The organism is Variovorax nitratireducens, from assembly GCF_051216545.1.
In the GTDB taxonomy this organism is placed as follows: domain Bacteria; phylum Pseudomonadota; class Gammaproteobacteria; order Burkholderiales; family Burkholderiaceae_C; genus Variovorax.
The window spans coordinates 1,079,037-1,104,562 of sequence record NZ_JBPJZO010000001.1 but is presented as its reverse complement, the minus strand read 5'-3'; the positions used below and the strand labels follow the sequence as shown (position 1 = coordinate 1,104,562).

General features: G+C 66.6%; 25 protein-coding genes and 2 pseudogenes. 15 read left to right on the top strand and 12 right to left on the bottom strand.

The window, feature by feature from the left end; genetic code table 11:
• The 9 genes and pseudogenes from ACSFA8_RS05260 to ACSFA8_RS05220 all read left to right on the top strand — a co-directional run.
• Nucleotides 1-560, top strand: a 560-nt coding sequence (locus ACSFA8_RS05260; RefSeq protein ID WP_435478425.1) for a (2Fe-2S)-binding protein, incomplete at its 5' end; no start/stop codon positions are given.
• A 37-nt stretch (nucleotides 561-597) separates the two neighbouring features.
• Nucleotides 598-1,389 (top strand): uroporphyrinogen-III C-methyltransferase, encoded by a 792-nt coding sequence (gene cobA / locus ACSFA8_RS05255; RefSeq protein ID WP_435478424.1) that lies wholly within the window; start codon nucleotides 598-600, stop codon nucleotides 1,387-1,389.
• Between the two features lie 181 nt (nucleotides 1,390-1,570).
• The gene (locus ACSFA8_RS05250; RefSeq protein WP_435478423.1) at nucleotides 1,571-2,599 is read left to right on the top strand and encodes a P1 family peptidase; all 1,029 of its coding nucleotides are present in this window, start codon (nucleotides 1,571-1,573) and stop codon (nucleotides 2,597-2,599) included.
• A gap of 17 nt (nucleotides 2,600-2,616) precedes the next feature.
• On the top strand, nucleotides 2,617-3,978 hold the full coding sequence (locus ACSFA8_RS05245; protein ID WP_435478422.1) for a TAXI family TRAP transporter solute-binding subunit: 1,362 nt from the start codon (nucleotides 2,617-2,619) through the stop codon (nucleotides 3,976-3,978).
• Nucleotides 3,979-3,988: 10 nt separating this feature from the next.
• Nucleotides 3,989-5,757, top strand: a pseudogene (gene pabB, locus ACSFA8_RS05240) (aminodeoxychorismate synthase component I).
• 51 nt (nucleotides 5,758-5,808) lie between these two features.
• Entirely contained in the window at nucleotides 5,809-6,324 is a 516-nt protein-coding gene (locus ACSFA8_RS05235; protein WP_435478421.1) for a MerR family transcriptional regulator, read from the top strand.
• A complete protein-coding gene (locus ACSFA8_RS05230) occupies nucleotides 6,233-6,670 on the top strand; it encodes a carboxymuconolactone decarboxylase family protein (protein WP_435478420.1) in 438 nt (145 codons plus the stop codon). Before ACSFA8_RS05235 ends, ACSFA8_RS05230 begins: the two co-directional genes overlap by 92 nt.
• 45 nt (nucleotides 6,671-6,715) lie before the next feature.
• Nucleotides 6,716-6,868: pseudogene (locus tag ACSFA8_RS05225) on the top strand (transposase domain-containing protein); the annotation flags it as partial.
• Entirely contained in the window at nucleotides 6,865-7,533 is a 669-nt protein-coding gene (locus tag ACSFA8_RS05220; RefSeq protein WP_435478419.1) for a chlorite dismutase family protein, read from the top strand. The pseudogene ACSFA8_RS05225 and the gene ACSFA8_RS05220, both read left to right, overlap by 4 nt.
• A 266-nt stretch (nucleotides 7,534-7,799) precedes the next feature.
• On the opposite strand, the gene ACSFA8_RS05215 is transcribed toward ACSFA8_RS05220, so the two are convergent.
• Both ACSFA8_RS05215 and ettA read right to left on the bottom strand, forming a co-directional pair.
• Nucleotides 7,800-9,134: a PQQ-dependent sugar dehydrogenase gene (locus ACSFA8_RS05215; RefSeq protein WP_435478418.1), complete on the bottom strand. Its 1,335-nt coding sequence runs from the start codon at nucleotides 9,132-9,134 to the stop codon at nucleotides 7,800-7,802.
• A gap of 106 nt (nucleotides 9,135-9,240) precedes the next feature.
• Complete coding sequence (ettA, locus tag ACSFA8_RS05210; RefSeq protein WP_435478417.1) at nucleotides 9,241-10,902, bottom strand: energy-dependent translational throttle protein EttA; 1,662 nt, start codon at nucleotides 10,900-10,902, stop codon at nucleotides 9,241-9,243.
• 280 nt (nucleotides 10,903-11,182) lie between these two features.
• Here ettA and ACSFA8_RS05205 point away from each other — a divergent pair, with 280 nt between their 5' ends.
• Both ACSFA8_RS05205 and ACSFA8_RS05200 read left to right on the top strand, forming a co-directional pair.
• Nucleotides 11,183-13,042, top strand: coding sequence for a DEAD/DEAH box helicase (locus ACSFA8_RS05205; RefSeq protein WP_435478416.1), 1,860 nt, complete (start codon nucleotides 11,183-11,185; stop codon nucleotides 13,040-13,042).
• A gap of 65 nt (nucleotides 13,043-13,107) precedes the next feature.
• Nucleotides 13,108-14,121: an endonuclease/exonuclease/phosphatase family protein gene (locus ACSFA8_RS05200; RefSeq protein WP_435478415.1), complete on the top strand. Its 1,014-nt coding sequence runs from the start codon at nucleotides 13,108-13,110 to the stop codon at nucleotides 14,119-14,121.
• 13 nt (nucleotides 14,122-14,134) lie between these two features.
• Here the strand turns inward: ACSFA8_RS05200 and ACSFA8_RS05195 are convergent, their stop codons facing one another.
• The 10 genes from ACSFA8_RS05195 to ACSFA8_RS05150 all read right to left on the bottom strand — a co-directional run bounded on the left by ACSFA8_RS05195 (nucleotide 14,135) and on the right by ACSFA8_RS05150 (nucleotide 22,639).
• Complete coding sequence (locus tag ACSFA8_RS05195) at nucleotides 14,135-15,169, bottom strand: L-idonate 5-dehydrogenase (RefSeq protein ID WP_435478414.1); 1,035 nt, start codon at nucleotides 15,167-15,169, stop codon at nucleotides 14,135-14,137.
• A gap of 20 nt (nucleotides 15,170-15,189) precedes the next feature.
• The gene (locus tag ACSFA8_RS05190; protein WP_435478413.1) at nucleotides 15,190-15,963 is read right to left on the bottom strand and encodes an SDR family NAD(P)-dependent oxidoreductase; all 774 of its coding nucleotides are present in this window, start codon (nucleotides 15,961-15,963) and stop codon (nucleotides 15,190-15,192) included.
• A gap of 44 nt (nucleotides 15,964-16,007) precedes the next feature.
• Nucleotides 16,008-16,391, bottom strand: a complete 384-nt coding sequence (locus ACSFA8_RS05185) for a cupin domain-containing protein (protein ID WP_435478412.1) — start codon at nucleotides 16,389-16,391, stop codon at nucleotides 16,008-16,010.
• 9 nt (nucleotides 16,392-16,400) lie between these two features.
• Nucleotides 16,401-17,471: an ABC transporter ATP-binding protein gene (locus ACSFA8_RS05180; protein WP_435478411.1), complete on the bottom strand. Its 1,071-nt coding sequence runs from the start codon at nucleotides 17,469-17,471 to the stop codon at nucleotides 16,401-16,403.
• Between the two features lie 13 nt (nucleotides 17,472-17,484).
• Entirely contained in the window at nucleotides 17,485-18,339 is an 855-nt protein-coding gene (locus ACSFA8_RS05175) for a carbohydrate ABC transporter permease (RefSeq protein ID WP_435478410.1), read from the bottom strand.
• Nucleotides 18,336-19,208 carry a carbohydrate ABC transporter permease gene (locus tag ACSFA8_RS05170; RefSeq protein ID WP_435478409.1) on the bottom strand — a complete coding sequence of 291 codons (873 nt, stop codon included), beginning with the start codon at nucleotides 19,206-19,208 and terminating at the stop codon, nucleotides 18,336-18,338. The genes ACSFA8_RS05175 and ACSFA8_RS05170 overlap by 4 nt, the downstream gene beginning before the upstream one ends.
• 129 nt (nucleotides 19,209-19,337) lie before the next feature.
• Nucleotides 19,338-20,714 carry an ABC transporter substrate-binding protein gene (locus ACSFA8_RS05165; protein WP_435478408.1) on the bottom strand — a complete coding sequence of 459 codons (1,377 nt, stop codon included), beginning with the start codon at nucleotides 20,712-20,714 and terminating at the stop codon, nucleotides 19,338-19,340.
• A 53-nt stretch (nucleotides 20,715-20,767) separates the two neighbouring features.
• Nucleotides 20,768-21,532: a FadR/GntR family transcriptional regulator gene (locus tag ACSFA8_RS05160; RefSeq protein ID WP_435478407.1), complete on the bottom strand. Its 765-nt coding sequence runs from the start codon at nucleotides 21,530-21,532 to the stop codon at nucleotides 20,768-20,770.
• Nucleotides 21,533-21,539: 7 nt separating this feature from the next.
• A complete protein-coding gene (locus tag ACSFA8_RS05155) occupies nucleotides 21,540-22,445 on the bottom strand; it encodes a 2-hydroxyacid dehydrogenase (RefSeq protein ID WP_435478467.1) in 906 nt (301 codons plus the stop codon).
• 35 nt (nucleotides 22,446-22,480) lie between these two features.
• Nucleotides 22,481-22,639: a hypothetical protein gene (locus ACSFA8_RS05150; protein WP_435478406.1), complete on the bottom strand. Its 159-nt coding sequence runs from the start codon at nucleotides 22,637-22,639 to the stop codon at nucleotides 22,481-22,483.
• A 146-nt stretch (nucleotides 22,640-22,785) separates the two neighbouring features.
• Here ACSFA8_RS05150 and ACSFA8_RS05145 point away from each other — a divergent pair, with 146 nt between their 5' ends.
• The 4 genes from ACSFA8_RS05145 to ACSFA8_RS05130 all read left to right on the top strand — a co-directional run bounded on the left by ACSFA8_RS05145 (nucleotide 22,786) and on the right by ACSFA8_RS05130 (nucleotide 25,520).
• On the top strand, nucleotides 22,786-23,676 hold the full coding sequence (locus tag ACSFA8_RS05145) for a 2-dehydro-3-deoxygalactonokinase (protein WP_435478405.1): 891 nt from the start codon (nucleotides 22,786-22,788) through the stop codon (nucleotides 23,674-23,676).
• Nucleotides 23,673-24,317, top strand: a complete 645-nt coding sequence (locus ACSFA8_RS05140; RefSeq protein ID WP_435478404.1) for a 2-dehydro-3-deoxy-6-phosphogalactonate aldolase — start codon at nucleotides 23,673-23,675, stop codon at nucleotides 24,315-24,317. Before ACSFA8_RS05145 ends, ACSFA8_RS05140 begins: the two co-directional genes overlap by 4 nt.
• Before the next feature lie 13 nt (nucleotides 24,318-24,330).
• Nucleotides 24,331-25,086: an aldolase gene (locus ACSFA8_RS05135; protein WP_435478466.1), complete on the top strand. Its 756-nt coding sequence runs from the start codon at nucleotides 24,331-24,333 to the stop codon at nucleotides 25,084-25,086.
• 107 nt (nucleotides 25,087-25,193) lie between these two features.
• Nucleotides 25,194-25,520 (top strand): hypothetical protein, encoded by a 327-nt coding sequence (locus ACSFA8_RS05130; RefSeq protein ID WP_435478403.1) that lies wholly within the window; start codon nucleotides 25,194-25,196, stop codon nucleotides 25,518-25,520.
• Nucleotides 25,521-25,526 lie beyond the last annotated feature (6 nt).

Here is a 25,526-nt window from a genome sequence, read left to right as displayed (position 1 = left end):
GCGTGCCCTTCGGCACCGGGGCGGCGCTGGCCAGTGGGGCGGTCGAGCGCACCGGGGTGCTGTTCAGGGCTGCGGCGCACGAAGCAGTGCCCGACGCGCTGCTGCAGCAGATCGAGGGCTTGCTGGCACTCGACGGCGCCGACGCCTTGCGCTATGCCGACCCGAAGCGTGGCCAGCGCCGCGCGGTTCGACTCGTGCGCGATGGCGAGAACGCCCTGCTCGAAGCCTTCCTGCTGGGCGGCGACACGCGCGCCGAGGCATGGATCAAGGCCTTGCTGCAGGATCAGTTGCCCGCGCAGGCCTACGGCCGCCAGTTGCTGCGCCCGGGGGCAACCCCACCGGTCGGCATTGCCGCACGCGGCAAGGTTGTCTGCAGTTGCTTCGGCGTGACGCAGACCGCCATCGGCGAGCGCCTTGCCGGCTGCTCGGGCTCCGAAGACGAGCGTCTCGCCGAGCTTCAGGGCACGCTGAAATGCGGCACCAACTGCGGCTCCTGCATTCCGGAACTCAAACGCATGGTGCGCGCCAGCACGGCCGGCACGCTGGTCGCCGTGCCATGAAAAACTTCGACACTCACTTCGACACTCACTTCGCCCGATGAAGCACCACCTCGATACCCTCGGAAACTGCACGTTGGTAGGTGCCGGCCCCGGCGACCCGGAGCTTCTGACGCTGAAGGCCGTCAAGGCGATCCACGCGGCCACCGTGCTGTTCGTCGACGACCTGGTGAACGACGCGATCCTCGGCTACGCCCGTCCGGATGCGCGCATCGTGCACGTGGGCAAGCGCGGCGGCTGCAGGAGCACGCCGCAGGCCTTCATCGAAAAACTCATGATCACGGCCGTGCGCGAAGGCGAAACCGTGGTGCGCCTGAAGGGTGGCGACCCGTTCATCTTCGGCCGTGGCGGCGAAGAGGTGGAGCACCTGCGCGAAGCGGGCATCGAATGCACCGTGGTCAACGGCATCACCGCCGGCCTCGCCGCCGTCACCTCGCTCGGCGTGCCGCTCACGCACCGCGACCACGCACAGGGCGTGGTGTTCGTCACCGGCCATGCCAAGACCGGCGCCGGCGCGGCCGAAGACCCGACCGACTGGCGCGCGCTGGCCGCCACCGCGCGCGACGCACGGCTCACGCTGGTGATCTACATGGGCGTGGCCGGCGCCGGCCACATCCAGGCCGAACTGCTGCACGGCCTGCCGGGCGCAACGCCCGTGGCCGTGATCCAGCATGCGAGCCTGCCGCACCAGCGCCACATCGTGACCACGCTGGCCCGGCTGCAGGCCGGCATCGCCGAAGCCGGTCTTGCGAGCCCCTCGGTGATCGTGGTGGGCGATGTGCTGCAAGGCCTGGCCGCCGCAGAAGTGCCCGCAGGCCGCTTCGGCACCTGAAACTGCCGTTGGGCCCTCAGCCCGCCTCACGCGCAGAGTCCGCGTCGGTCGACGACGACTTTCCACTGAACAGCGCACTTCCTGCATTGATCCCGCCCACCAGTTGCAGTTGCAGTTGCTGGCGCTGTGGGCCTTGCGCATTTTTCGGGCGCAAGCCGGGCGGGCCGTATCATGGCCGCCGATGTCTCCTACCCCCTTGCACGGCACCGCTTCCGACGGTGCCATCACCGATGTTTCCGGCATCGAAGTCGGCCACTTCAACGACACGCGCCGCCCGACAGGCTGCACCGTCATCCTCACGCGCGAAGGCGCCGTGGGTGGCGTCGATGTGCGCGGCGCCGCGCCCGGCACGCGCGAAACCGATCTGCTCTCTCCTGGCAACCTCGTGGAGCGAGTCCACGGCATCATGCTGGCCGGCGGCAGCGCCTGGGGCCTGGCCGCGACCGACGGCGCGATGCGCTGGCTGGAAGAACGCGGCATCGGCATGGACGTGCGCTTCGGCACGCTGCCCATCGTGCCCGCCGCCGTGCTGTTCGATCTGCCGATGGGTGATGCGCGCTTCCGGCCCGATGCACAGTCCGGCTACGCGGCCTGCGAAGCAGCGTCGAGCCGCCCCCCTGCCGAGGGCAATGTCGGCGCCGGCAGCGGCGCGCTGGTGGGCAAACTGTTCGGCGTCGATCGCGCGATGAAGGGCGGCATCGGCACCGCCTCCGTCACGGTCGGCGGCGTCACGGTCGGCGCGCTAATCGCCTGCAACGCGCTGGGCGATGTGATCGACCCCGATACGGCGCAGGTGGTGGCCGGCGCGCGCACGGCGGACGGCAAGGCCCTGCTCGACACGCGCCGGGCGCTTATGCGCGGCGAGGCGCCCAAGCCCCTGCTGGCAGGCACCAACACAACCATCGGCGTGGTCGCGACCGACGCGGTGCTCACCAAGGTGCAAGCGAACCGGCTCGCGATGGTGGCGCACGACGGCCTGGCGCGCAGCATCAACCCGGTGCACACCATGAGCGACGGCGACACGCTGTTCGCGCTCGCCACCTGCCGCGTACCGCCGACCGACGACACGCCTGGCATGACGGTGCTGAGCGCGATGGCGGCCGAGGCCGTGGCCATTGCTACTGTGCGCGCAGTGCGTGCGGCGCGTTCCGTGACGGTGGGCGACCTGCACATCCCCTCGGCGACCGACCTGGCGGCGCCACGCGGCTGAAACTCAAGAAAGTCCCCATGGCGTTCCCAAGAACCCTGAAGCTGATCCTGCTGTCGATCCGGGATCTGATCGTCTCGGCCGGACCGATCGTCTTCCTCGTGATCGGCCTCCTGGTTGCCGCCTACTGGTGGCTGCAGCCGCAACCGCCCAAGCATGTGACGCTGGCCACCGGCCCCACGGGCAGCGCCTATGCGCAGTTCGGCAAGCGCTATGCGACTGCGCTCAAGGCCAACGGCATCGAGGTCGAATTGAAGGCCACCTCGGGCTCTTTCGAAAATCTGCAACTGCTGCGCAGCGGCGGCGCCGATGTGGGCTTCGTGCGCGGCGGCAGCGCCGACCCGGTGGCAGACGAAGAAGCGGGCCTCAGTTCGCTCGGCAGTCTCTTTTTCGAGCCGCTGTGGCTGTTCTACCGCGCAGACACGGCGCACAAGATCGACCGCAAGACCGGCACGCTGACCTCGCTCGCCCAACTGCGCGGCTTGCGCGTAAACGTCGACATGCCGGGCAGCGGCCTGCCGGAAATCATGGAACGGCTGTTCAAGGCCAACCGGCTCGGCCCCGACGAGGTGCAGTTGTCGAACCTCGAGCAGGCCGCCGCGGCCGAGGCGCTGCAGGCCGGTCTGCTCGATGCCATCGTGCTGTCGTCGGCGCCTCAGTCACCGCAGGTGCAGCGCCTGCTGCGCACCGGCGACATCAAGCTGATGGACTTCGGTCAGGCCGATGCCTACACGCGGCGCTTTCCGTTCCTCTCGGCCGTAACGCTGCCGCGCGGCGTGGTCGAACTGTCGAAGGATGTGCCGCCGGCCGAGGTGTCGCTGCTCGCGGCCACCACCTCGCTGCTGTCGCGAGAGGAAACCCACCCTGCCCTGCGGCAGCTGTTCGCGCAGGCGGCGCAAACGGTGCACAGCGACGCGGGCTGGTTCAACCGCGCGCGCGACTTTCCGAACACCCGCACCAGCGAACTGCCAGTGAGCCCCGAGGGCGACCGTGCGATCAACGGCACGCCGCCCTTCTGGCAGCGCTACCTGCCCTTCTGGGCCAGCAACCTGGTCGAGCGCATGTGGCTGGTGCTGGGCGGCCTGCTGGTGCTGATGCTGCCACTGAGCCGCGTGATTCCGCCGCTCTACCAGTTCCGTGTGCGGCGGCGCGTGTTCCGCTGGTATGCGCGGCTGCGCGACATCGAGGGCAAGGTGGACAGCAAGCAGGGCGAGCGCGACGCGCTGCTCAAGGAGCTCGACGAGCTCGATCGCGTGGTCAACAAGGTGGCCGTGCCGCTGTCGTATGCCGACGAGCTCTATGCCCTGCGCAACAACATCTACTCGGTGCGCAAGCGGGTGCTGGCGGGCTCGGCGGCGGCCCGGCCGGCAGGGTCGGCCTGACGGTTCGGTCTTGCAGACGCTGATCGATTTCGCCGAACCGCGAGGCGACGGAGCCACACGGCTGCGCGTGGCTTTCGGAGCGCCTTCGCGCGTGCTCGTTGCGCGCACCGCCGACGAAGTGCGGCCGGTGCTGGAGGCTGTCGAGGCGCTGGCCCATGAAGGGCGTTGGTGCGTGGGCTACCTGCGCTACGAGGCGGCAGCGGCCTTCGACCCTGCATTCGCGGTACACGCTGGCGAAGGGCCGCTCGCGTGGTTCGGCGTGCACGACGCCCCACAGCCCTGGCCCGAAGCGGACACGCCTGGCGACCGCGTGCCCCCTGTCGATTGGCAAGCCGGCCTCTCGCGTGCCGCGTTCGACCGGAACATGCAGGCCATCCACCGTGCCATCGGGAACGGCGAGCTCTACCAACTGAACTACACGGCGCCGCTGCAGGCCGAATTCCATGGCGACGCATGCGCCTGGTTCAGGGCCTTGCGAAAGGCGCAACCCGACGGCTACGCCGCCTTCATCGACACCGGCGAAGAGCAGGTGCTGTCGGTGTCGCCCGAGCTGTTCTTCGACTGGCACGGCGACCGGATACTGGCCCGCCCGATGAAAGGCACCGCGCCGCGTGGCGCCACGGCCGCCGAAGACGCAGCACTGGCACTGCGGCTGCGCACCGCGCCCAAGGAGCGGGCCGAGAACGTGATGATCGTCGACCTGATCCGCAACGATCTCTCGCGCGTGGCGCAGCCCTTCTCGGTGCGCGTGCCCCGGCTCTTTCACACCGAAGCACTGCCCACCGTGTGGCAGATGACCTCCGACGTCGAAGCGGCCGTGCGCGACGGCGTCTCGCTGGCGGATGTGTTCGCGGCGCTGTTTCCGTGCGGTTCCATCACCGGTGCGCCCAAGGTCAATGCGATGCGCATGATCCGTGAACTGGAGCCCGAGGCCCGCGGCGTGTACTGCGGCGCCGTGGGCGTGGTGCGGCCGGGCGGGCACGCGACCTCCAATGTGCCGATCCGCACCGTGACGCTGCGCGGTACCGAGGCGCGATGCGGCATCGGGAGCGGCATCACGGCCGACGCGGGCGCCGACGCGGAGTGGGAAGAGTGGCGCCACAAGCGGGCGTTTCTCGGCCAGGCAACACGCTTGTATCGTCCGCTGCCATGAGTCCCTTCGAACTGCTCGAAACCCTGGCGCTGGTCGACGGCGCGATGCGCGATGCGCCGGCGCACCTGTCGCGCATGCGGAACGCAGCCGCACACTTCGGCTACCCGTGGAACGAAGCGCTTTTGACGGCGTGCCTGAAGCGCCTGAGCACCGTCCATTCAACGAGCGTGTGGCGCGTGCGCCTGCTGCTCGATGCGCAAGGGCAGCCGCGTGCGGAAGCCTTTGCCATGGACGCCGCGCCGGCGCGCGTGCGGCTGCAACTGGCCACTCGCGCATTCGACGAAGCCGACAGCGAGTTCTCGCGCTTCAAGACCACGCGCCGGGCGCACTACGAGGCCTTCGCACCCATCGCGCGAGGCGTGTTCGACACCCTGCTGTGGAACCGCCGCGGCGAGATCACCGAATGCACGCGCGGCAACATCGCCCTGCTGCTCGACGGCTGCTGGGTCACGCCGCCGCTGCGCTGCGGCCTGCTGAATGGCATTGGCCGGGCCAACCGCCTGCGCGAAGGGCAGCTTGCCGAAGCCGTCGTGCGGGTGGACGATCTGCCCCGCGTGCAGGCGCTGGCCTTCGTCAACAGCCTGCGCGGCTGGCTCGACGCCGATCTTTGCGACCCGCAAAAATAGTTCAACAAGGCGCTTGACTTAGAGCGCGCTCCAACTTCGAGAATCAACGCCATGGAAACCGGTTTGACCATTGCGGAAGTCGCTCAGCGCACCGGCCTCACGGCCCACACGCTGCGCTACTACGAGCGCATCGGACTGATCGCCGCGGTGTCCCGTGCACCGGGCGGCCAGCGCCGCTATGCGGGCGCCGACATGGACTGGCTGGCTTTCCTGTTGCGCCTGCGCGAGACCGGCATGCCGATTCAAGGCATGCAGGCCTTCGCCAGGCTTCGAAGCCAGGGGGACGCCAGCGTCAGCGAACGGCGCGAAATGCTCGAACAGCACTTTGCCGAAGTTCAGGCCAGGGTGGAGGCACTGCAGCAATCCATGCAGGCGCTTTCACTCAAGATCAGGCACTACCGTGCGATCGAAGCCAAGGCGAAGCGTCCCTCGCGTACTCCGCTATTGGGCACTGCCCCGGAAAGAAAGACGAGCGATGACGAACACACAGCAAAGCCCAAGCAACAGCAACAACGACAACCTGCGCTACGAGCGCGGCCTGGCCAAGCTCCGGGAAATCGACGGTGAAGGCGGCGTCAAGGTGGTCGAGAGCCTGGCCGACATCGCGCCCGACTTTGCCCGCCTGCTGATCGAGTTTCCCTTCGGTGACATCTACTCGCGCCCCGGCCTCGACCTGCGTTCACGCGAGATTGCGGTGGTGGCGGCGCTCACGGCAATGGGCAATGCAGCGCCGCAGCTCAAGGTGCACATCCAGGGGGCGTTGAACGTGGGTGTGACGCGCACGGAGATCGTCGAAACCATCATGCAGATGGCGGTGTACGCCGGATTCCCCGCGGCCCTGAACGGATTGACCGCGGCCAGGGATGTGTTCGCGGAAGCCGAGGTTGCGACCCGCTTCACGGGCACAAATTGATCTTTTGAGAAAGCGGCTGCCGCCTGCATCAAGGTCGCTTCGCCTGGAGTGGGGCAGGCTGCAGTCATGAGCCTGGTGCAGTCCGCCCGGCTCAACGAGCTGGATCCGTATGCCTATCTGAGGATGTTCTAGCGCGCTTACCGACAGCCCGCGCGGCGCGTGAAAGAGCTGTTGCCCCACCGCTGGCAATCGAGATGATGCCGGCGTGGACGCAGGCAGAGTTTTTCAGCTCGGATGCGCCCGGAGAATGGAGCTCTGGCTCACAATTCTGCTTTATTCAAGCACTAGCCGACGCCATGCTTCCACCCGCATCACCACGACTGTTTCACTTCTCTGCCGGGGACGTTGGCGATTGGAAAATCGCCAACATTTTGCAAATCAAAGGCGAGAGCTTGTCGATTGCTCCTCGCTTGAGAATGGGGTCGCCATCTGATACCGCCGCAACCGCGTGGGTCTTGAGCGGGGCCACCAGCAATGAACGTTACGTAACCCGCGAAGAGAAAACCTCGTTGGTGCAGAAGCAGGAAGGACTGGGCCGGATCGGTTCGACGCTCGCCGTACTCATACCCATCAAGAAGACGGATGCCTGGTGGGCCATGACTCAGGATGAGCGACGCGGTGTACTTGAAGCCCAGTCACGTCACATTGAAATCGGATTGCGGTATCTGCCGGCAGTAGCGCGTAGGCTCCACCACTGCCGCGACCTGGCTACCGTGCAACCGTTCGATTTTCTTACCTGGTTCGAGTTCGCGCCCTCCGACGCTTCCGCGTTCTCCGAACTACTGGGGAAGCTTCGCGCTACACCCGAATGGCAATTCGTGGAGCGCGAAGTGGAAGTTCGGCTTGAGGCTGCGCGAACTTAGGCTGCAATCAAAACGTCGTCGTCGAACCGGAGTCACGGTACCCAGTAACGGCCACTCCTACGAACGCAAAGTTCAAGCAGGACGGGCACTTACGTCTCGGCGCCGGTCAGTGTTCGGCTTAGAGCGCGCTCAAACTTCGAGAATCAACGCCATGGGAACCGGTTTGCCCATTGCGGAAGTCGCCCAGCGTACCGGCCTCAAGGCCCACACGCTGCGCCCATTCCACGGGCACAAATTGATTTTTTGAGAAAGCGGCTGCCGGGCCGTCAGCGCTGAAGGCGCAGCAGCTTGCCGTTGTCGGTCAGCACGTAGAGCCAGCCGTCCGGGCCCTGGCGCACATCGCGCACGCGCTCGCCGCGGTTTGCGAGCAGGCGCTCGCGGCCGGTGACGGTGTCGCCGCTCAGCGTGAGCCGCCAGAGCGCGGTACCGGCCAATGCGCCGACGAACAGGTTGCCCTGCCACTCGGGGATGTTCGTCGCGGTGTAGAAGGCCATGCCGCTCGGCGCGATCGACGATTTCTGCGTGCCTGCCGTCCAGACCGAGCCGTCGATCTTTTCCCACCAGGTCGCGGGCTGCTCCATGCCCGCCTTGCTGGTGCCCTCGCCCACCTGGGTGAGGGTGCCGTATTCCTGGCCATAGCTGATCACAGGCCAGCCGTAGTTGCGGCCGGCCTGTGTGAGGTTGATCTCGTCGCCGCCCTGCGGGCCGTGCTCGCTGGTCCAGAGCTGATCCGTGCCCGGCCGCATCGTGGCGCCCTGCGGGTTGCGGTGGCCGTAGCTCCAGAGCCCTGGCTGCGCGCCAGCGATGCCGAAGTCCGGATTGCCCGGCGCCGGGGCGCCATCCGTCGTGATGCGTGCCACCTTGCCGTTGCCACGCGACAGGTCTTGCGCGAATCCGCGCTGCGCGTCGATCTGGCGGTCGCCCATGGTCACGAACAGATAGCCCAGGCGGTCGAAGGCCAGGCGTGAGCCGTAGTGCGCGCTGCTGCCGCTCACCTTGGGCGTCTGCCGGTAGATCACCGTGACGTTGCTCAACGTGCGATTGGTGGTATCGAGTTGGGCGCGTGCCACGGCCGTGCCGTTGAGCGCGGCGTTGGCGCTGTCGCGCTCGGCAAAGCTCAGGTAGATGCGCCCGTTGCTGGCGAAGGCCGGATCGAGCGCCACGTCCAGCAGGCCGCCCTGGCCGTCGGTATCGACCACCGGCGCACAACACACTGTGTCGGCACCACCATTGACGGGCGTGCCATTGGCGTTGCGCAGCCTCAGTTGACCGCCGCGCTGCGTAACGAGCATCCGACCATCGGGCAGGAAGGCCATGCCCCAGGGGTTCGACAGGTCGGTGGCCAGCTCAGTCACGCTCAGCGGTCCGGACGGCGGTGCAGGCGCGGCGCCGGGAACGGGTGCGGGCGCCGGCGGCGCTGCACCCACCGGGGGCGGCGCGGGGGCCGGAGCCGGTGCTGGAGCCGGCGATGTGGTCGTGACCGCGGCCGAGGTGCCCAGCGCGGCGAGCGAAAAGTTGGCGCCGCCGCCGCCACCCCCTCCTCCGCAACTGGCCAGCCATACCGGTGCGGTGAACCAGAGGATGCGCGTCGACATCGTCATGTCCAGCCCTTTCGACAGAATGAACGGCACATGGTGACATCGAGATCCGGCGGCGCAAAGAAAAACCGCCCGGAGGCGGTTTCATTTGGTAAGCGCCGCGGCAGCGTTACTTGAGCGCCTTGTAGCGCATGCGTTTCGGCTTCGCGCCTTCTTCACCCAGGCGCTTGCGCTTGTCGGCCTCGTACTCCTGGTAGTTGCCGTTGAAGAAGGTCCACTGGCTGTCGCCTTCGGCGGCGAGGATGTGGGTTGCGATACGGTCGAGGAACCAGCGGTCATGGCTGATGACCATGACGGTGCCTGCAAACTCGAGCAGCGCGTCTTCGAGGGCGCGCAGGGTTTCCACGTCGAGGTCGTTCGACGGTTCATCGAGCATCAGCACGTTGCCGCCTGCGATCAGGGTCTTGGCCAGGTGCAGGCGACCACGCTCACCGCCCGACAGCGTGCCGACCTTCTTCTGCTGGTCGGCACCGTTGAAGTTGAAGCGACCTGCATACGCGCGGCTGGCCATCTGGAACTTGCCGACGTTGATGATGTCCAGGCCGTTGGAGATGTCTTCCCACACGGTCTTCTGGTTCGCCAGTTCGTCGCGGTGCTGGTCGACAAAAGCCGCACGGACGGTCGACCCGATGACAACTTCGCCGCTGTCGGGCTGTTCCTTCCCCGCAATCAGCTTGAAAAGCGTCGACTTGCCGGCGCCGTTCGGGCCGATGATGCCGACGATCGCGCCCGGCGGTACGGTGAAGCTCAGGTTGTCGATCAGCATCCGGTCGCCGAAGGACTTGCTGACGTTGTGGAACTCGAACACCTGCTGGCCCAGCCGCTCCGCCACAGGGATGAAGATTTCCTGTGTTTCGTTGCGCTTCTGGTACTCCATGTCGCTCAGCTCTTCGAAGCGCGCCAGGCGCGACTTGCTCTTGGCCTGGCGCGCCTTCGGGTTCTGGCGCGACCATTCCAGTTCTTTCTTCAGCGCCTTGGCATGGGCTTCTTCGCCCTTTTGCTCCTGCGCCAGGCGTTCGCCCTTTTGCTCCAGCCAGGTGCTGTAGTTGCCCTTCCACGGAATGCCGCGACCGCGGTCCATTTCCAGGATCCATTCGGCCGCGTTGTCCAGGAAGTAGCGATCGTGGGTGATGGCGACCACGGTGCCGGTAAAGCGTTGGAGGAACACTTCCAGCCACTCGACCGACTCGGCGTCCAGGTGGTTGGTCGGCTCGTCGAGCAGCAGCATGTCGGGCTTGGACAGCAGCAGTCGGCACAGCGCCACGCGGCGCTTTTCACCGCCCGAGAGCAGGCCGATCGTGGCGTCCCAGGACGGCAGGCGCAGCGCGTCGGCGGCAATCTCCAATTGATGTTCGGAGTCGGTGCCGGCGGTGGCGATGATGGCCTCGAGCTCGGCCTGCTCGGCCGCCAGCGCGTCGAAATCGGCGTCTTCGGCACCGTAGGCGACGTAGACCTCTTCGAGCCGCGCCTTGGCCGCAAACACGGCACCCATGGCTTCCTCGACGGATTCCCGGACCGTGTGCTCGGGGTTGAGCTTGGGCTCCTGCTCCAGGTAGCCGATGGTCATGCCGGGCATCGGCAGCGCCTCGCCCTCGAACTCCTTGTCGACGCCGGCCATGATCTTGAGCAGGGTGGACTTGCCCGAGCCATTGAGACCAAGCACGCCAATCTTGGCGCCAGGGAAAAACGAGAGCGAAATGTCTTTCAAGAGCTGCCGCTTGGGCGGCACGGTCTTGCTGACGCGGTTCATCGAATAGACGTATTGGGCCATCTGTGGGTCTGCCTGCTGGTAGGGAGTGGGAGTGGTGCGCGCACAACCGAAATCGGCGGCGGCAAACCGTCGATTATCGTCTCGTGCGACAATTCACCCCGTTGCCGGGTCCGGTTGCCCGCAACAGCGGCTCTTCTGCCGGGGACAAGATGGCTTCTACACAAGCTCTCGCCTCCCACCCCTGATCTCATCTGCCTTTGACTGGCCGAGTTGCTCCCAAACAAAAGAGCACCGCGGCGGGCCGATGCCACTGCGCCATGGAAGGCGCTATTTGCTCCCAATGAACTTTGATGAACTGAAGTTGGCTCCGGCCATCCTGAAGGCTGTGCACGAGCACGGCTACGACACGCCCACGCCGATCCAGGCCCAGGCGATCCCCGTGGTGCTCGACGGCCACGACCTGCTGGGCGGCGCACAGACCGGCACCGGCAAGACGGCAGCGTTCACGTTGCCGATGCTGCACAAGCTCAGCACCACCCCCTCCGCCACAAACAAGTTCGGCGGCATCGGCATCCGTGCCCTGGTGCTCACCCCCACCCGCGAACTCGCGGCCCAGGTCGAAGAATCCGTGCGCACGTACGGCAAGTACCTCGAGCTCGACTCGACCGTGATCTTCGGCGGCGTCGGCATGAACCCCCAGATCAGCAAGCTCAAGAAGGGTGTCGACATCCTCGTGGCCACGCCCGGCCGCCTGCTCGACCTGCAGCAGCAGGGCATGCTCGACCTGGCCCAGGTGCAGATCCTGGTGCTCGACGAAGCCGACCGCATGCTCGACATGGGCTTCATCCATGACGTGAAGAAAATCCTCGCGCTGGTGCCCAGGGACAAGCAGAGCCTGCTGTTCTCGGCCACCTTCAGCGACGAGATTCGCGACCTGGCCGCCAACCTGCTGAAGAACCCGCAGAGCGTGCAGGTCACGCCGCGCAACACCACGGTGCAGCGCATCACGCAGGTGATCCACCCCGTGGGCCGCGGCAAGAAGAAGGCGCTGCTGGCGCACATCGTCAACGAGAACAACTGGAGCCAGGTGCTCGTGTTCACGCGCACCAAGTTCGGCGCCAACAGCGTGGCCGAGTTCCTGACCAAGAACGGCATCGAGGCGATGGCGCTGCACGGCAACAAGAGCCAGAGCGCACGCACGCAGGCGCTGGCCGGCTTCAAGAGCGGCGACATCCGCGCACTGGTGGCCACCGACATCGCGGCCCGCGGCATCGACATCGACGAGCTGCCGCACGTCGTGAACTACGAAATTCCGAACGTCAGCGAAGACTACGTCCACCGCATCGGCCGCACCGGCCGCGCCGGCAACAGCGGCGAAGCCGTGAGCCTGGTGTGCCTGGACGAAGAAGGCTTCATGCTCGAGATCGAACGCTTCACCAAGCAGCAGATCCCGGTCAAGATCGTCGACGGCTTCGGCCCCGAAGAAGGCGAACGCGCCGAGCCGATCGCCATGGGTCGCCAGACCATCTGGGGCGGCGCCGGCCGTCCGCCGAGCCGTGAAGTCATGCAGGCCGCGGCCAAGGCCGCGCGCACCGAGATGCTGCAGCGCGTTCGCGAGAACAAGGCGGGCCAGGGCGGTGGCGGTGGGGGCGGCGGCGGTGGTGGTCGATCTGCCAATGGCGGCGGCGGTGCACGTCGCGGCGGTGGCGGCGGCGGTGCCGGTGCCAGCAACGGCGGCGGCTTCAAGGGCAACGGCAACGGCGGCACAGGCCCGCGTGGCCAGCGCGCACCTGGTGGCGGTGGCGGCGGTGCACCGCGCGCCCCGCAAGGCCAGCGTGATCAGCGTGCCCCGGCCCATCACGGCCAGGGCCATGTGCAGGGCGGCGGCCATGCACTGCATGACGAACGCCAACCGCGCCACCACGGCAACAGCCACAGCCCGACCCAGGCCAACCAGGTCGCGCACCTGCGTGCCGAAGCCGCGGGCACTGGCGGCGGCGTGGCGGGCCAACCCGATCCGTTGCGCACCAGCGTCGACAGCATGAGCGCCGGCCGCGGCCGGCGTCCGAATGGCGGCGGCGGCGGCGGCGGCGGCGGCGGCGGCGGCGGCGGCGGTGGCGGCTACGGCGGCAGGCGCTCGGGCGGTGGCGGTGGCGGTGGTGGTGGTGGCAACCGCTCTGGCGGCGGCCGCTCGTTCTGAGCGCAGCCGACATCGAATCCAGGGCGCTTCGGCGCCCTTTTTCGTGGCCGCGGTAGATTGCAGGCATGCCCGACATTCCACCCAACTACGCCACGCTGTTCCTCGCCACCGCCAACCTGCTGAACCTGGCGCTGCCGAACCGCATCTACTACGAGAACCAGGACGGCTACTCGCAGCGCGAGTACGACCGCAAGATCGCCTGGACGGGCGAACGCATCCAGACGCTCAATGCCGATGTGCTGGCGGTGCAGGAGGTGTGGGACGAGGCCGCACTCAGGGACGCCATTGCGGCGAGCGGCGTGCGTTACGACTTCGTTTCGGTGCCGGGCGCAGAAAACACCCCGCCCGCGCAAGGCGCACGGGGCACGCCGCGCGTCGGCTTTGCGACGCGGCTCAAGGTGGACGACGTGCAGTCGTTCACCGAATTTGCGCCGGGCTTTGGCGTCGAGGTGCCGGGCCTCGGGGCCCACACGCGCTTCGAGCGCCCGCCGATGCTGGTCACGCTGCGCATGAAGCACGGGCAACCGGTGCACGTGCTGACGGTGCACCTCAAGTCGAAACGGCCCAAGTTTCTGCAGGACGCCCACGGCAATGCCATCGAAGAGCGTGATGACCGCAAGGTGGCGGTGCGCGCATCGCTGCGCTCGCTGCTGATGCGCGGCGCCGAGGCGGCTGCGTTGCGTTGCATCGTGATCGACCTGCTGCGCGGCTCGGGAACACCGCTGGTGGTCATGGGCGACTTCAACGACAACCCCCACAGCGTGACGACGCAGCTCATCGCCGCCACCTCTGACGTGGCCTACGACAAGTCGGCGCGCGATGTCGCGCTGTTCAATGCCTACGAGATGCAGGGCGAGTCGGCGCTCAAGAAGGACGTGGCGTACTCGCACATCCATCAGGGCTACCCCGAGGTGCTGGACCAGATCTTCGTGAGCGAGGAGTTCGTGCCCGGCAGCCGCCACAGCCTGGGCGACGTGCGACGCGTCGACTACTTCAACGACCACCTGCACGAGGGCCGCGACCGGTCGCGCTCGGACCACGGCTTCGTGCGGGCGCTGCTGCGATTGCGCACGGCCTGAGGGCCGCAGCGATTCAGTCGAAGTTGAGGATCACCTTCATGGCCTGCGAGCGGTCGGCGGCCAGGGCGAAGGCGCGCGCCGAATCGCGGTACGACAGCGTGGCCGAGATCAGTGGCTTCACGTCCACCAGCCCCTTGTTCAGCAACTCGACCGCGACCGCGAACTCCTCGTGGAAGCGGAACGCGCCGCGCAGCTCGAACTCCTTGGCCACGATGGTGTTGATCGGCAGCGTCATCTCCCCGCCCAGGCCGAGCTGGACGATGATGCCGCGCGGGCGCAGCGCATCGAAGGCGCCCACCAGCGCACGCGCATTGCCGCTGGCTTCGAACAGCACGTCGAAGCTGCCCTTGTCCGCGGTGAAGCGGCCAAGCCCTTCGGGCGTCTCGGCCACGTTGACCACCTCGTCGGCGCCGACCTTGAGCGCCTTGCCCAGCGTGTGGGCGCCGACGTCGGTGGCCACGATGTGCGCGGCACCGGCGCGCCGCGCCGCAATGATCGCCAGCGCCCCGATCGGCCCGCAGCCCGTCACCAGCACGCGCTTGCCCAGCAGCGAGCCGGCCCGGCGCACCGCGTGCAGCGCCACCGACAGCGGCTCGGCCATCGAGCCCTCGCCGTCGCTCACCGAATCGGCCAGCCGGTGCGCCTGGTGCGTCTCGACCACGATCTGCTGGCGGAAGGCCCCCTGCACGTGCGGCGTGCGCATCGCACTGCCGTAGTAGCGCATGTCCAGGCAGTGGTTCTGCAGGCCCTGCTGGCAGAACTTGCACAGGCCACAGGGCCGACTCGGGCTGATCGCCACACGCTCGCCGGCCGCAAAGCCGCTCACGTTGGCGCCAACCGCTTCGATCACGCCCGCCACCTCGTGGCCCAGCACCATCGGTTCCTTGATGCGGATGGTGCCGAAGCCGCCGTGCTGGTAGTAGTGCAGGTCGGAGCCGCAGATGCCGCCGCAGCGCACGCGCACCTGCAGTTGGTCGGGCCCGAGCGGGGGCGTTGCCACCTCTTCGACGCGCAGGTCGCCAGGGGCATGGATGACGAGGGCTTCCATGGGGAGTGTCTCTCTCTATCTCAGAGGGTTGCGGTCACGCCGCCATCCACGTAGAGGATGTGGCCGTTGACGAAGTTGGATGCGTTGCTGGCCAGGAACACGGCCGCGCCGACCAGGTCCTGCACATCGCCCCAGCGCCGCGAGGGCGTGCGCCCGACGAGCCAGGCCGTGAACTCGGCGTTGTCGACCAGGGTCTGGGTGAGTTCGGTCTTGAAGTAGCCCGGGCCCAGGCCGTTGACCTGGATGCCGTGCTGGCCCCAGTCGATCGCCATGCCCTTGGTGAGCATCTTCACTGCCCCCTTGCTGGCGGTGTAGGGCGCGATGCCGGGGCGGCCCAGTTCGCTTTGAACCGAGCAGATGTTGACAATCTTGCCCTGCTTGCGCGGGATCATGTGGCGCGCCACAGCCTGGCCGACCAGGAACACGCTGTCGACGTTGGTCTTCATGAGTTCGTGCCAGTCGGCCTCGGCGAACTGATCGAGCGGCGCGCGGCGCTGCATGCCGGCGTTGTTGACCAGGATGTCGATGGCGCCGACCTCGGCCTCGATGCGGGCCACGGCGGCAGTCACGGCCTCGCCGGAGGTGACATCGAACGCTGCGGTGAGCACCTGCAGGCCTTCGGCGCGCAACACCTCGGCAGCGGCTTCGAGCTTGGTGGCGTTGCGCGCGTTCAGGATCACGCGCGCGCCGGCCTGGGCCAGCCCGCGCGCGAGTGCGAATCCGATGCCGGCGCTGGAGCCGGTGATGAGCGCCGTGCGCCCGCTGAGGTTGAAGCTTTCAAGGACGGGGTTCAAGACAAAATTTCCTTCAATCGTTGGCGAGTCGGATTCTGGCGCGGTCAGCCCCGCACGAACATGGTCACCAGCGGCGCGTCGCCGATTTGCCGGCTCCAGTGGCCATGCACCGCGGCGTCGAAACTGGCGCCTGCGGGCAAGGTGTCGTCCGAATAGAAATGATCGCCCGGCTTGAACACGCGCGAGCTGCCGTCCTGCAGGCCGATCTCCATTTGCCCCTGCAGGATGACAACCCACTGAGGCGTGGTGGTGCAATGGAACTCGCTGCGAAAGCCCACCGGGCTGTGCCGCAGCTGGCAGCCGGGCGAGGCGAACAGTTTCGACAGCTGCGCGGCCGGCGTGCCCTCGGGCAGCGCGATGGCAGTCTCCCGGAAGCGCGCCTTTCCGTCGGCGTCGGTGAACAGGACGACCTGGGTGAACGACGTCATGCCCACCCCCTAGACCAGGCGCTCGGTGCTGGCACCGTCGAACACGTGGGCCTTGGCCGGATCGAGCGTGAGGTGCACCGTGTCGTCGGGCCCGACGTCGGCACGGCCATGCATCACCAGAACCAGTTTTTCCTCGCCCACCTGCAGCAGCAGTTCGGTCTCGGCGCCGGTCGGCTCCACCACCACCACCTGGGCCGGAATGCCCTGCCCGGTGGCCGACAACAGCAGGTCGGTGGGCCGCACACCGTAGTGAACGGCCTGGCCATCGACAATCTTTGCGTCAGATGGCAACGGCCAGCGCGCGCCCTGTGCCTCGACCCATTGCTGGCCATCGGCCCGCCGCGCGGTGCCGGCCAGCACGTTCATCGACGGCGAGCCGATGAACTGAGCGACGAACAGATTGCCGGGGCGGTCGAACAGTTCGAGCGGCGTGCCGATCTGCTCGATGATGCCGTCGTGCATCACCACGATGCGATCGGCCATGGTCATGGCCTCGATCTGGTCGTGCGTCACGTACACCGTGGTGGTCTTCAGGCGCTGGTGCAGCGCCTTGATCTCGGCGCGCATCGCCACGCGCAGCTTGGCATCGAGATTGGACAAGGGTTCGTCGAACAGGAACACCTTCGGGTCGCGCACGATCGCGCGGCCCATGGCCACGCGCTGGCGCTGGCCGCCTGAGAGTTCGCGCGGGTAGCGCGCCAGCAGCTTGTCAAGGTTGAGGATCTTGGCGGCCTTGTCCACGCGCTCTGCCGTCACGCCCTTGTCGGCGTCGCGCAGGCGCAGGCTGAACGCCATGTTCTCGCCCACCGTCATGTGCGGATAGAGGGCGTAGCTCTGGAACACCATCGCGATGTCGCGGTCCTTGCTCTCCAGGTCGTTGACGACCCGATCGTCGATCAGGATTTCGCCGCCGGTGATTTCTTCCAGGCCCGCCAGCATGCGCAGCAGCGTCGACTTGCCGCAACCCGAAGGCCCGACCAGCACCACGAATTCGCCATCGGCGATGTCGAAGCCCAGCCCGTGCAGGATGTCGACCTTGCCGTAGGATTTCTTGATGTTCTTGAACGATACGGATGCCATTTTCTTGATCCCCTTAGCTCTTGACTGCGCCGGCGGTGAGCCCGCCGACCATGTAGCGCTTGAATGCGTAGTAAATCGCGGCCGGCGGCAGCGCGTAGACGAAGCCGGTGGCCATCAACAGCTCCCAGGGCGAATCGTCGGCCGCCAGAAAGTTGCCCAGCGCCACGCCGAGCGTGATGTCGGTTTCGTTGGACAGCAGCAGGAACGCGTAGAGGTACTCGTTCCAGGCCAGCAGCAGCGCGTAGGTGCCCACCGCCACCATCGATGGCACCATCAGCGGCAGGTACACCAACCGGAACAGTTGCAGCGGCGAGGCGCCGTCCATGCGCGCCGCCTCGTCCAGCTCGTAGGGCAACTTGTCGGAGGCCTGCTTGAGCACCCAGATGCAGTACGGCGAGGCGATGGTGACCATCGCCAGGATCAGCGACCACTGGTTGTTGAGCAGGCCGTAGTTGGCCATCGTCTTGTACATCGGCACCGCCAGAAACGCAGCCGGGATGAAGTACGTGAACAGGGCCAAGTTGAGCACCGTGCGGCCACCGCGCACCCGCAGCCGGCTGATCGCAAAGGCGGCCGTGGTGGCGACCAGCAGCGTGATCAGGCCCACCGCGATGGCGATGAACAGCGAGTTGCCTAGTTGCTGCCAGAAATGCGAAAGATAGAAGTGCTTCTGGAAGAACACCGTCTCGAAGTTCTGCAGCGTCGGATTCTTAGGCCACAGCCGGCCAGAGGTGGCCGTCTCGCGCTCCGATATCGCGAATAGGAACATGTGATAGACCGGGATGATGGTCCACAGGAACACCGGGATGCCGATCAGCAGTAGCTTGGCTTCGGTGCTGACTTTCTTGAGTGTCCACCCTTTGCTCATTTTGACAACCTCTTCATCATGAAATACACAAGGGGCAGCACCATCGGCAACGCCACCACGATCGAGGCCATCGCCACGTCCATCTGATCCAGTCGCAGATAGCGGATGCCGAGCGTTGCCAGCACATGCGTCAGGTCGGCCGGCCCGCCGCCGGTGAGCAGGTAGACGCTGTTGAAGTCGCCCAGCGTCCAGATCATGGACAGGATCAGCGACGTGACATAGAGCGTGCGCATCGCGGGCCAGGTGATGAAGCGGAACTTCTGCCAGTTGCTGGCGCCATCGACCGATGCGGCTTCGTACTGCTCGGCGGGGATCGCCAACCGCCCGGCAACCAGGATCAGCGTCCAGAATGGCAGCGACTTCCAGATGTGCATCACCATCGACAGCGACAGCGCCAGCGTCGGATCGTTGAGCCAGTTCGGCCCATCCATACCCGTCATGCGGAAGATCAGTGAATTGATGACACCCCACTCCGGGTTGAGCATGAAGCGCACCGACAGGATGGTCGGAATCGACGGCACGGCCCAGGGCAGGATAAAGATCACCGACAGCGCCTTGATCCACCAGCGTGTCTTGATGAAAAAGCCCGACAGCACCAGCGCAGCGATCATCTTGAGATTGATCGCCACCACCAGGAACACGAGGGTGTTGACGGCACTGCGAAAGAAGATCGGGTCGTCGAACAGCTTGGTGTAGCTCGATGGATGCCGTGCCAGCCACAGGCCGTAGCCCACCGGATACAGCACGAACACCACGAACACCAGCAGATAGGGCACGACGAACAGCCGGCCCCAGAACTCGTACCGGGACAGCGACTTGGGCGCCGCGATCCCGGCGCGCGGCAGTGCGGTTGCTGCGGCTTGACTCATGGCACATTGCCCCTAAGAAGATTGTTGCTAGTTTCAAAAACACCGCGGAACCGGCTTAGCCGGTCCGCTGGTGTTGCCCCCTCGAGGGGGAATCGAGCTACAAAGTGAGCGAGGAACGGGGGGCAGGTGTCAGCCTGCCACTGCCTTGATTCGCGCGATCATCTCGTCGGCAGCCTTGTCGACCGGCACCTTCTCGTTGAGGATGCGGTTGGCGGCCTTGGCCCACACGTTCTCGTTGTTCAGCACCGTGAACTTGTAGTTCTTGGTAAATTCGAAGGGCGAGGTGCCGGCCATGAACTGGTTGTAGACCGCCGTGCGGTGTGGGTCGGCCTTCCAGAAGGCGCTTTGCTGCGCCGCCTTGGTCACCGGGAACCAGCGCCCGAGCGAGCCTTCGACATACGGCGTAAGGTTGGCGTCTTCGAGCAGGAAGGCGACGAACTGCTTGGCGGCCGCCTTGTTCTTGGCGTCCTTGAAGATCACGCCAGTCTTGACGGCCGCGCGGTACACCATCTTGGAACCGTCAGGCTTGCTCGGGAAGCCTGCCGTCGCGATCTTCTCGGTGTAGTTCAACTTGGCGGTGTCGCGTTGCGCCTGGGTCAGCGATTGATTGTTCGACGCGTCGAGTTGCGTCGCAGCGATCGAGATCGTGGCGTTGTGGGTCAGGATGGTGGTCTTGTTAGCGAAGGCGACGTTGTTGTCCGGGTCCTTCCAGTTGGTGGCGGACGGCGGCGCGCAACCCTTGGAGTAGATCTGGGTGTAGTCGGTCAACGCGTTGATGAGCCCCTGGCGCACCGCCGGATCGTCGACCAGCAGCTTGCCCGCGTCATTGACCAGCTTGACGTTGTAGGCGTCCATGAAGGTCAGGAACGAGAAGAACGCGTCGCTCGAGTCCACGCCCAGCGGCTGCCCGATGCCGAAGGTACGGGCGCCGCTCTTCTGGCGATGTGCTGGTTGCACCTTGTCGCACCAGAAGCTCCAGTAGCCTTTCCAGTCCTTCGGGATATCGCTCTCCTGGAAGCCCGCCTCGACCAGCATGTCCTTCCAGTACTGGATGTGCATGGTCTGCTGCTTGATCGGATAGGCGTAGTAGGCGCGGCTCTTGGTGGCGTCGTTGTAGAGGAAGGTGGTCGACAGCGCCGCGGGCTCGAACTTGGCGCGCATCGGATCGAGGATGCTGGTCACGTCTTCCAGCTTGTTTTCGTAGGCCCACTTGGCCGTGACCTGGAAGTCGTACACGTCGCCATAGGCCACGTCGGGCGGGTTTCCGGCGTCGAGCGCGGCCACCGACTTCGGCACCATTTCCTGCGGTGCGTAGAGCGACAGCTCGACCTTGACCTTGGGGTACTTGGCCTCGAACTTCTTGATGGTGGCGTAGAGAGCGTCGTCTTCGGCCTTGTAGAAGCCCTTGCCCCACCAGACGGTGAGCTTTTCCTGCGCCGCGGCAGGAAAGGCGGCGACGAGACCGAGCGCGACCAGCGTCGGGGCGATGAGCAATCTGACTTTCATGGGTTGTCTCCTCTTGGGGCTTGGTGGGAACCGGGAACTGGCTAGGGCGGGCTTCAAGCCGTTTTGAGCGGCGAGGCAGGGCGGGCGATACGCGGCGGCGGCCGGCTGAGCCGGGGCAGCCGCCGCCGGGAACCGAGCACGGCCTCGATGTCTTCGCGCGCGCCGTCGATCAGCACGATGATGGCGCGCTCGGCCTTGTCGGGCTTGTGCGCGGCCACGGCATCGAGCACCGCGCGGTGCAACGGCAGCGAACGCGCCGGGCCGTCCTTGATGGCGGTTGAAAGTTCGAAGCTGGTGCGCAGCAGCGCGTTCAGCGCCTTGCTCATCTGCGTCAGCATGCGATTGCGCGCCGCACGCAGCAACGCGTGGTGAAAGCGAAGGTCGCTCGTCACGTAGTCGCCGCCATGCTCGATGGCGTTCTTCATGCCGGCATACGCAGCCTCGATTTCGGCGATGTCCTCGGCACTCGCGCGCTCGGCCGCGAGCCGCACCGCAGCGGGCTCGACCACGCGACGCAAGTCCTGAAGATCGCGCAGAAAGTCCGGCGTGAGCCCTGCTTTCGCCTGCCACGCAATCACGTCGGGATCGAACCAGTTCCACACGTCCTGTGGCAGCACGCGGCTGCCGACCTTGGGGCCGGTGACGATCAGCCCCTTGGCCGCCAGCGCCTTGATCGCCTCGCGCACCACGGTGCGGCTGACACCGAGCTCTTCGCCCAGGATCGGCTCTGGCGGAATGATCGCGCCCTCGCCATAGCGGCCGGAAATGATGGCGCCGCCCAGCAGATCGACGGTGTGGCCGTGGGCGTTCTTGATCATGGGGCGCTCAGGCAGCTACCGGGGTCAGCAGCGGCTGGCCGGCGAAGTGCGCACGCAGATTGTTGAAGGTCAGCATGGCCATGGCCTCGCGCGTCTGCCGGGTGCCGCTGCCGACGTGCGGTGTGAGCACCACGTTGGGCATGTTGCGCAGTTCGGCCGGCACGTTGGGTTCGTCGACGAACACATCGAGTGCGGCGCCGGCGATCACACCGTTCTGCAGCGCCGCCACCAGTGCGGGCTGGTCGACCACGCTGCCGCGCGCCACGTTCACGAGATAGCCCTGTGGGCCCAGCGCCTGCAGAACCTTGGCATCGATCATCCCCCGCGTCGCGGCGCCGCCGGGCGTTATGACGACCAGGAAATCGACCGCTGCGGCCAGCGCCGCGGCATCGGGGTAGTAGGTGTACGGCACGTTGGTGCGGGGCGAACGCGCGGTGTACGAAACGTCCATCTGGAAGGCCAGCGCGCGGTGGGCGATGGCCTGGCCGATGCGGCCCATGCCGACGATGCCGAGGCGCGCGCCAGTGACCTTGCGCGACAACGCGAACGGCCCGTTCGTCCACTCGCCCGCACGCACGAAACGATCGGCCTGCGGGATTCGCCGTGCAATCGAGAGCAGCAGCCCCAGCGCGAGATCGGCCACATCGTCGTTCAGCACTTCGGGCGTGTTGGTGACGGGAACGCCGCGCTCATGCGCTGCAGGCACGTCGACGCCGTCGTAGCCGACGCCGAACACCGAGATCATTTCGAGTGCCGGCAGCTGGACCATCAACTCGCGCGGCACCTTTGCTTCGCCGTTGGCGACGACCGCACGGACGCGCGGCGCCACCGCAGCGAACGCCGCCGGGTCGCTGACGTGGATGCGGTCGTGCACGGTGTACTCGGCACGCAACGATTCCATCAGGAAAGGCATCAGCGGCGCCACAGCAAGGACTTCGGCCTTGTCGCTCACGATTCGATTCTCACTTTCTGCATGGGCTGCTTGAAGCTTGCCAGCCTGCGCTTGGTCGCATGGTGCTCGGCGAAAACGGCGCAGGGCAACGGCAACAGCATGGCGCCGAGTCCCTGGAGTACCAGGCGACGCTGCGCCCGGGGGATGTCTTGCATGGGGATGTCTCCAGATGAATTCAGGCGAAAACCCTGATCGCAGGGCGTTCGCGTCGGGCTATCATATGATGATTGAATTCGTCGGCCCTGCAGGACAAACCCTGATGACCGACGTCCGAAAACGATAACTGCGGAGACAATTTCCGATGCGTTTGGTCGCAGTGGATTGGGGCACCAGCTCGCTGCGCGGCGCGCTGCTCGACGCAGATGGCAAGGTGCTCGAAGAGCAGAGCCATCCTCGCGGCATCCTGAGCGTTGCGCCGGGCGGTTTCGGCGAGGTGTTCGCATCGCTTTTCGCCGAGTGGATGCGGCCTGCGGGCACGCGCTGCCTGATCTCGGGCATGGCGGGCAGCCAGCAAGGCTGGGTCGAAGCTCCCTATTGCGTCTGCCCGGCCGGGCTTGACGAAGTGGCCAGCCAGATAATCGACATCGAGCCTGGCTCGCAGCACCGCATCGCAATCGTGCCCGGCCTTTGCGTCGAGCACGACGGCGTGCCCGACGTGATGCGCGGCGAAGAGGTGCAGATCCTCGGCGCGATGGCGCTGACCGGCCGGCGCGACGGACTGTTCGTGCTGCCTGGCACCCACAACAAATGGGCCCGCACGCAGTTCGGCCGCGTCATCGGCTTTCGCACCTTCATGACGGGTGAGTTCTACGCACTGCTGAGCCAGCACTCGATCCTTGCGCGCACGATCGACGCCAGCGCGCCGCTGGACGAAGCTGCCTTCCTGACCGGCGTGGCGCAGGCCGACAACGGCCATGGCCTGCTGCACAACGCGTTCGGCACGCGCACGCTGGCATTGTTCGGCCGCATGTCGAAGGCCGAGCTCGCAAGCTATCTTTCGGGCCTGCTGATCGGCGAGGAACTCCGCACCCAGTCGCTGCAGGCCGCCAGCGAGGTGGTGCTGATTGGCGCCCCCGCCCTCACCCGGCGCTACGCACTCGCGCTCGGCGCGGCCGGCGCCACCACGCGCACACTGGGCGCCGAAGCAACCTGGGCCGGGCTGCATGCCCTGGCCACCACCCGCACACCATGACACCGATCTCCACCTTTCACGCTGCAATGCAGCAGCTCCCCCTGGTCGCCATCCTGCGCGGCCTCACGCCGGCCGAGGCGCACGCCGTCGGCGATGCGATCGTCGAGCCCGGCTTTCGCCTGCTCGAGGTGCCGCTCAATTCACCGCAGCCGCTGGAGAGCATCGCGCTGCTGCGTGCGCGCTTTCCGCAGGCGCTGGTCGGCGCCGGCACGGTGCTGAGCGTGCAGCAGGTGCGCGAGGTTGAGGCGGCCGGTGGACAACTGATCGTGTCACCGAATTTCAATGCCGAAGTGATTGCCGAAGCGGCGCGCCTCGGCCTCGTGAGCCTGCCCGGCGTGATGACGCCGACCGAGGCCTTCGGCGCGCTGGCCGCCGGCGCCACCGGCCTCAAGCTGTTCCCGGCCGAACTGGCTTCGCCTGCCGTCGTGAAGGCGTTGCTCGCGGTGTTGCCGAAAGGCACGCCGTTGATGCCGGTCGGCGGCATCGCCCCGCACAACATGGCCGAATGGCGGGCCGCCGGCGCCGCCGGCTTCGGCATTGGTTCGGCGCTCTACAAGCCCGGCAAGAGTGCGCAGGCCGTTCGTGAAGCGGCCATGGCGTTCATCGCCGCTTACAACCACGGTTCGATTGCTGGAGGCTGAAATGCTTGAACAGATGACCTCGCCGCGCAGCACAGCCACGCCCGATGCCGAGTACGCGAGCCCGCGCGTTCGGCGCCTGCGTGAAGACCTTGCACTGGCACTGCGCGCGGCCGCGCATCACGGCCTTTCGGAAGGCGTTTGCAACCACTTCAGCGTGCTGTTGCCAGGCGCGCAAGACCGCTACCTGATCAACCCGCGGGGCCTGCACTGGAGCGAGATCGGCCCGAACGACATCGTGCTGATCGACGTGCACGGCAACGTGCTCGCAGGCCGGCATCGCGTGGAGCCGACCGCCCTCTTCATCCACGGCGCCATTCACCGCATTACGGGCCATGCGGTGGTGCTGCATTGCCACATGCCCTACGCCACCGCGCTCACGCTCACCGCCGACCGGGCGCTGGATCCGACGCTGAGCCAGAACGCAATGCGCTACATGAACCGCATCGCCATCGACGCCACGTACAACGGGCTTGCACTCGACGATGCCGAGGGCGAGCGCATCGCCAACGCCATGGCCGGCAAGGACATCGCCTTCCTCGCGAACCATGGCGTGGTGGTGGCGGGCGCCACCATCGCCCATGCGTACGACGATCTCTACTACCTGGAGCGGGCTTGCCTGCACCAGGTCATTGCCCAGTCGACCGGCCGGCCGCTGGTTCCGGTGGATGCCGCGCTGGCCGCCCGCGTGGCGGTGCAGATCCAGGGCGAACGCGAGCAATCCGACCTCTTCTTCGACGCCTTGCGACGATTGCTTCCCGCCGCTGGCTGAGCAGCGCCTGACGGCTTACAGTTCTTCATGACACTTCGCTCGCCGTTGACACAGGCTTCACGTGGGCCCGTGACGATGGAGGCTCCATTCACCCACCTGGAGTTGCCATGAAAAAGCTCTCTTTCGCAATCGCCGCAGCCGCCCTGCTCTCGCTCGGCGCCCTTGGCACCAACGCGCAAGCGCAGCCCTTCGGGCCCTCGGTTCACGCCCAGGTGTATGTGGTGCCGGCCCCGCCCCACCACTACCGGGCCCCGGAGCGCCACTACTATGCGCCGCCCCCGCCGCCGCACCACTACCGGCATGACCGCCACTACCGGCATGACCGCCACGACCGCCGATGGGACGACCGCCGCGGTGGCTACCGCCGCGACAGCGACGGCGACGGGGTGCCGAACCGCTACGACCGTCGTCCCAACAATCCGTACCGCTACTGAGCGGGC

Bases quoted from the DNA above. Each gene is read 5' to 3' on its own strand.
- cobA (WP_435478424.1), top strand. From the start codon at position 598: ATGAAGCACCACCTCGATACCCTCGGAAACTGCACGTTGGTAGGTGCC.
- ACSFA8_RS05250 (WP_435478423.1), top strand. From the start codon at position 1,571: ATGTCTCCTACCCCCTTGCACGGCACCGCTTCCGACGGTGCCATCACC.
- ACSFA8_RS05245 (WP_435478422.1), top strand. From the start codon at position 2,617: ATGGCGTTCCCAAGAACCCTGAAGCTGATCCTGCTGTCGATCCGGGAT.
- ACSFA8_RS05235 (WP_435478421.1), top strand. From the start codon at position 5,809: ATGGAAACCGGTTTGACCATTGCGGAAGTCGCTCAGCGCACCGGCCTC.
- ACSFA8_RS05230 (WP_435478420.1), top strand. From the start codon at position 6,233: ATGACGAACACACAGCAAAGCCCAAGCAACAGCAACAACGACAACCTG.
- ACSFA8_RS05220 (WP_435478419.1), top strand. From the start codon at position 6,865: ATGATGCCGGCGTGGACGCAGGCAGAGTTTTTCAGCTCGGATGCGCCC.
- ACSFA8_RS05215 (WP_435478418.1), bottom strand. From the start codon at position 9,134: ATGACGATGTCGACGCGCATCCTCTGGTTCACCGCACCGGTATGGCTG.
- ettA (WP_435478417.1), bottom strand. From the start codon at position 10,902: ATGGCCCAATACGTCTATTCGATGAACCGCGTCAGCAAGACCGTGCCG.
- ACSFA8_RS05205 (WP_435478416.1), top strand. From the start codon at position 11,183: ATGAACTTTGATGAACTGAAGTTGGCTCCGGCCATCCTGAAGGCTGTG.
- ACSFA8_RS05200 (WP_435478415.1), top strand. From the start codon at position 13,108: ATGCCCGACATTCCACCCAACTACGCCACGCTGTTCCTCGCCACCGCC.
- ACSFA8_RS05195 (WP_435478414.1), bottom strand. From the start codon at position 15,169: ATGGAAGCCCTCGTCATCCATGCCCCTGGCGACCTGCGCGTCGAAGAG.
- ACSFA8_RS05185 (WP_435478412.1), bottom strand. From the start codon at position 16,391: ATGACGTCGTTCACCCAGGTCGTCCTGTTCACCGACGCCGACGGAAAG.
- ACSFA8_RS05180 (WP_435478411.1), bottom strand. From the start codon at position 17,471: ATGGCATCCGTATCGTTCAAGAACATCAAGAAATCCTACGGCAAGGTC.
- ACSFA8_RS05175 (WP_435478410.1), bottom strand. From the start codon at position 18,339: ATGAGCAAAGGGTGGACACTCAAGAAAGTCAGCACCGAAGCCAAGCTA.
- ACSFA8_RS05170 (WP_435478409.1), bottom strand. From the start codon at position 19,208: ATGAGTCAAGCCGCAGCAACCGCACTGCCGCGCGCCGGGATCGCGGCG.
- ACSFA8_RS05165 (WP_435478408.1), bottom strand. From the start codon at position 20,714: ATGAAAGTCAGATTGCTCATCGCCCCGACGCTGGTCGCGCTCGGTCTC.
- ACSFA8_RS05160 (WP_435478407.1), bottom strand. From the start codon at position 21,532: ATGATCAAGAACGCCCACGGCCACACCGTCGATCTGCTGGGCGGCGCC.
- ACSFA8_RS05155 (WP_435478467.1), bottom strand. From the start codon at position 22,445: ATGCCTTTCCTGATGGAATCGTTGCGTGCCGAGTACACCGTGCACGAC.
- ACSFA8_RS05150 (WP_435478406.1), bottom strand. From the start codon at position 22,639: ATGCAAGACATCCCCCGGGCGCAGCGTCGCCTGGTACTCCAGGGACTC.
- ACSFA8_RS05145 (WP_435478405.1), top strand. From the start codon at position 22,786: ATGCGTTTGGTCGCAGTGGATTGGGGCACCAGCTCGCTGCGCGGCGCG.
- ACSFA8_RS05140 (WP_435478404.1), top strand. From the start codon at position 23,673: ATGACACCGATCTCCACCTTTCACGCTGCAATGCAGCAGCTCCCCCTG.
- ACSFA8_RS05135 (WP_435478466.1), top strand. From the start codon at position 24,331: ATGACCTCGCCGCGCAGCACAGCCACGCCCGATGCCGAGTACGCGAGC.
- ACSFA8_RS05130 (WP_435478403.1), top strand. From the start codon at position 25,194: ATGAAAAAGCTCTCTTTCGCAATCGCCGCAGCCGCCCTGCTCTCGCTC.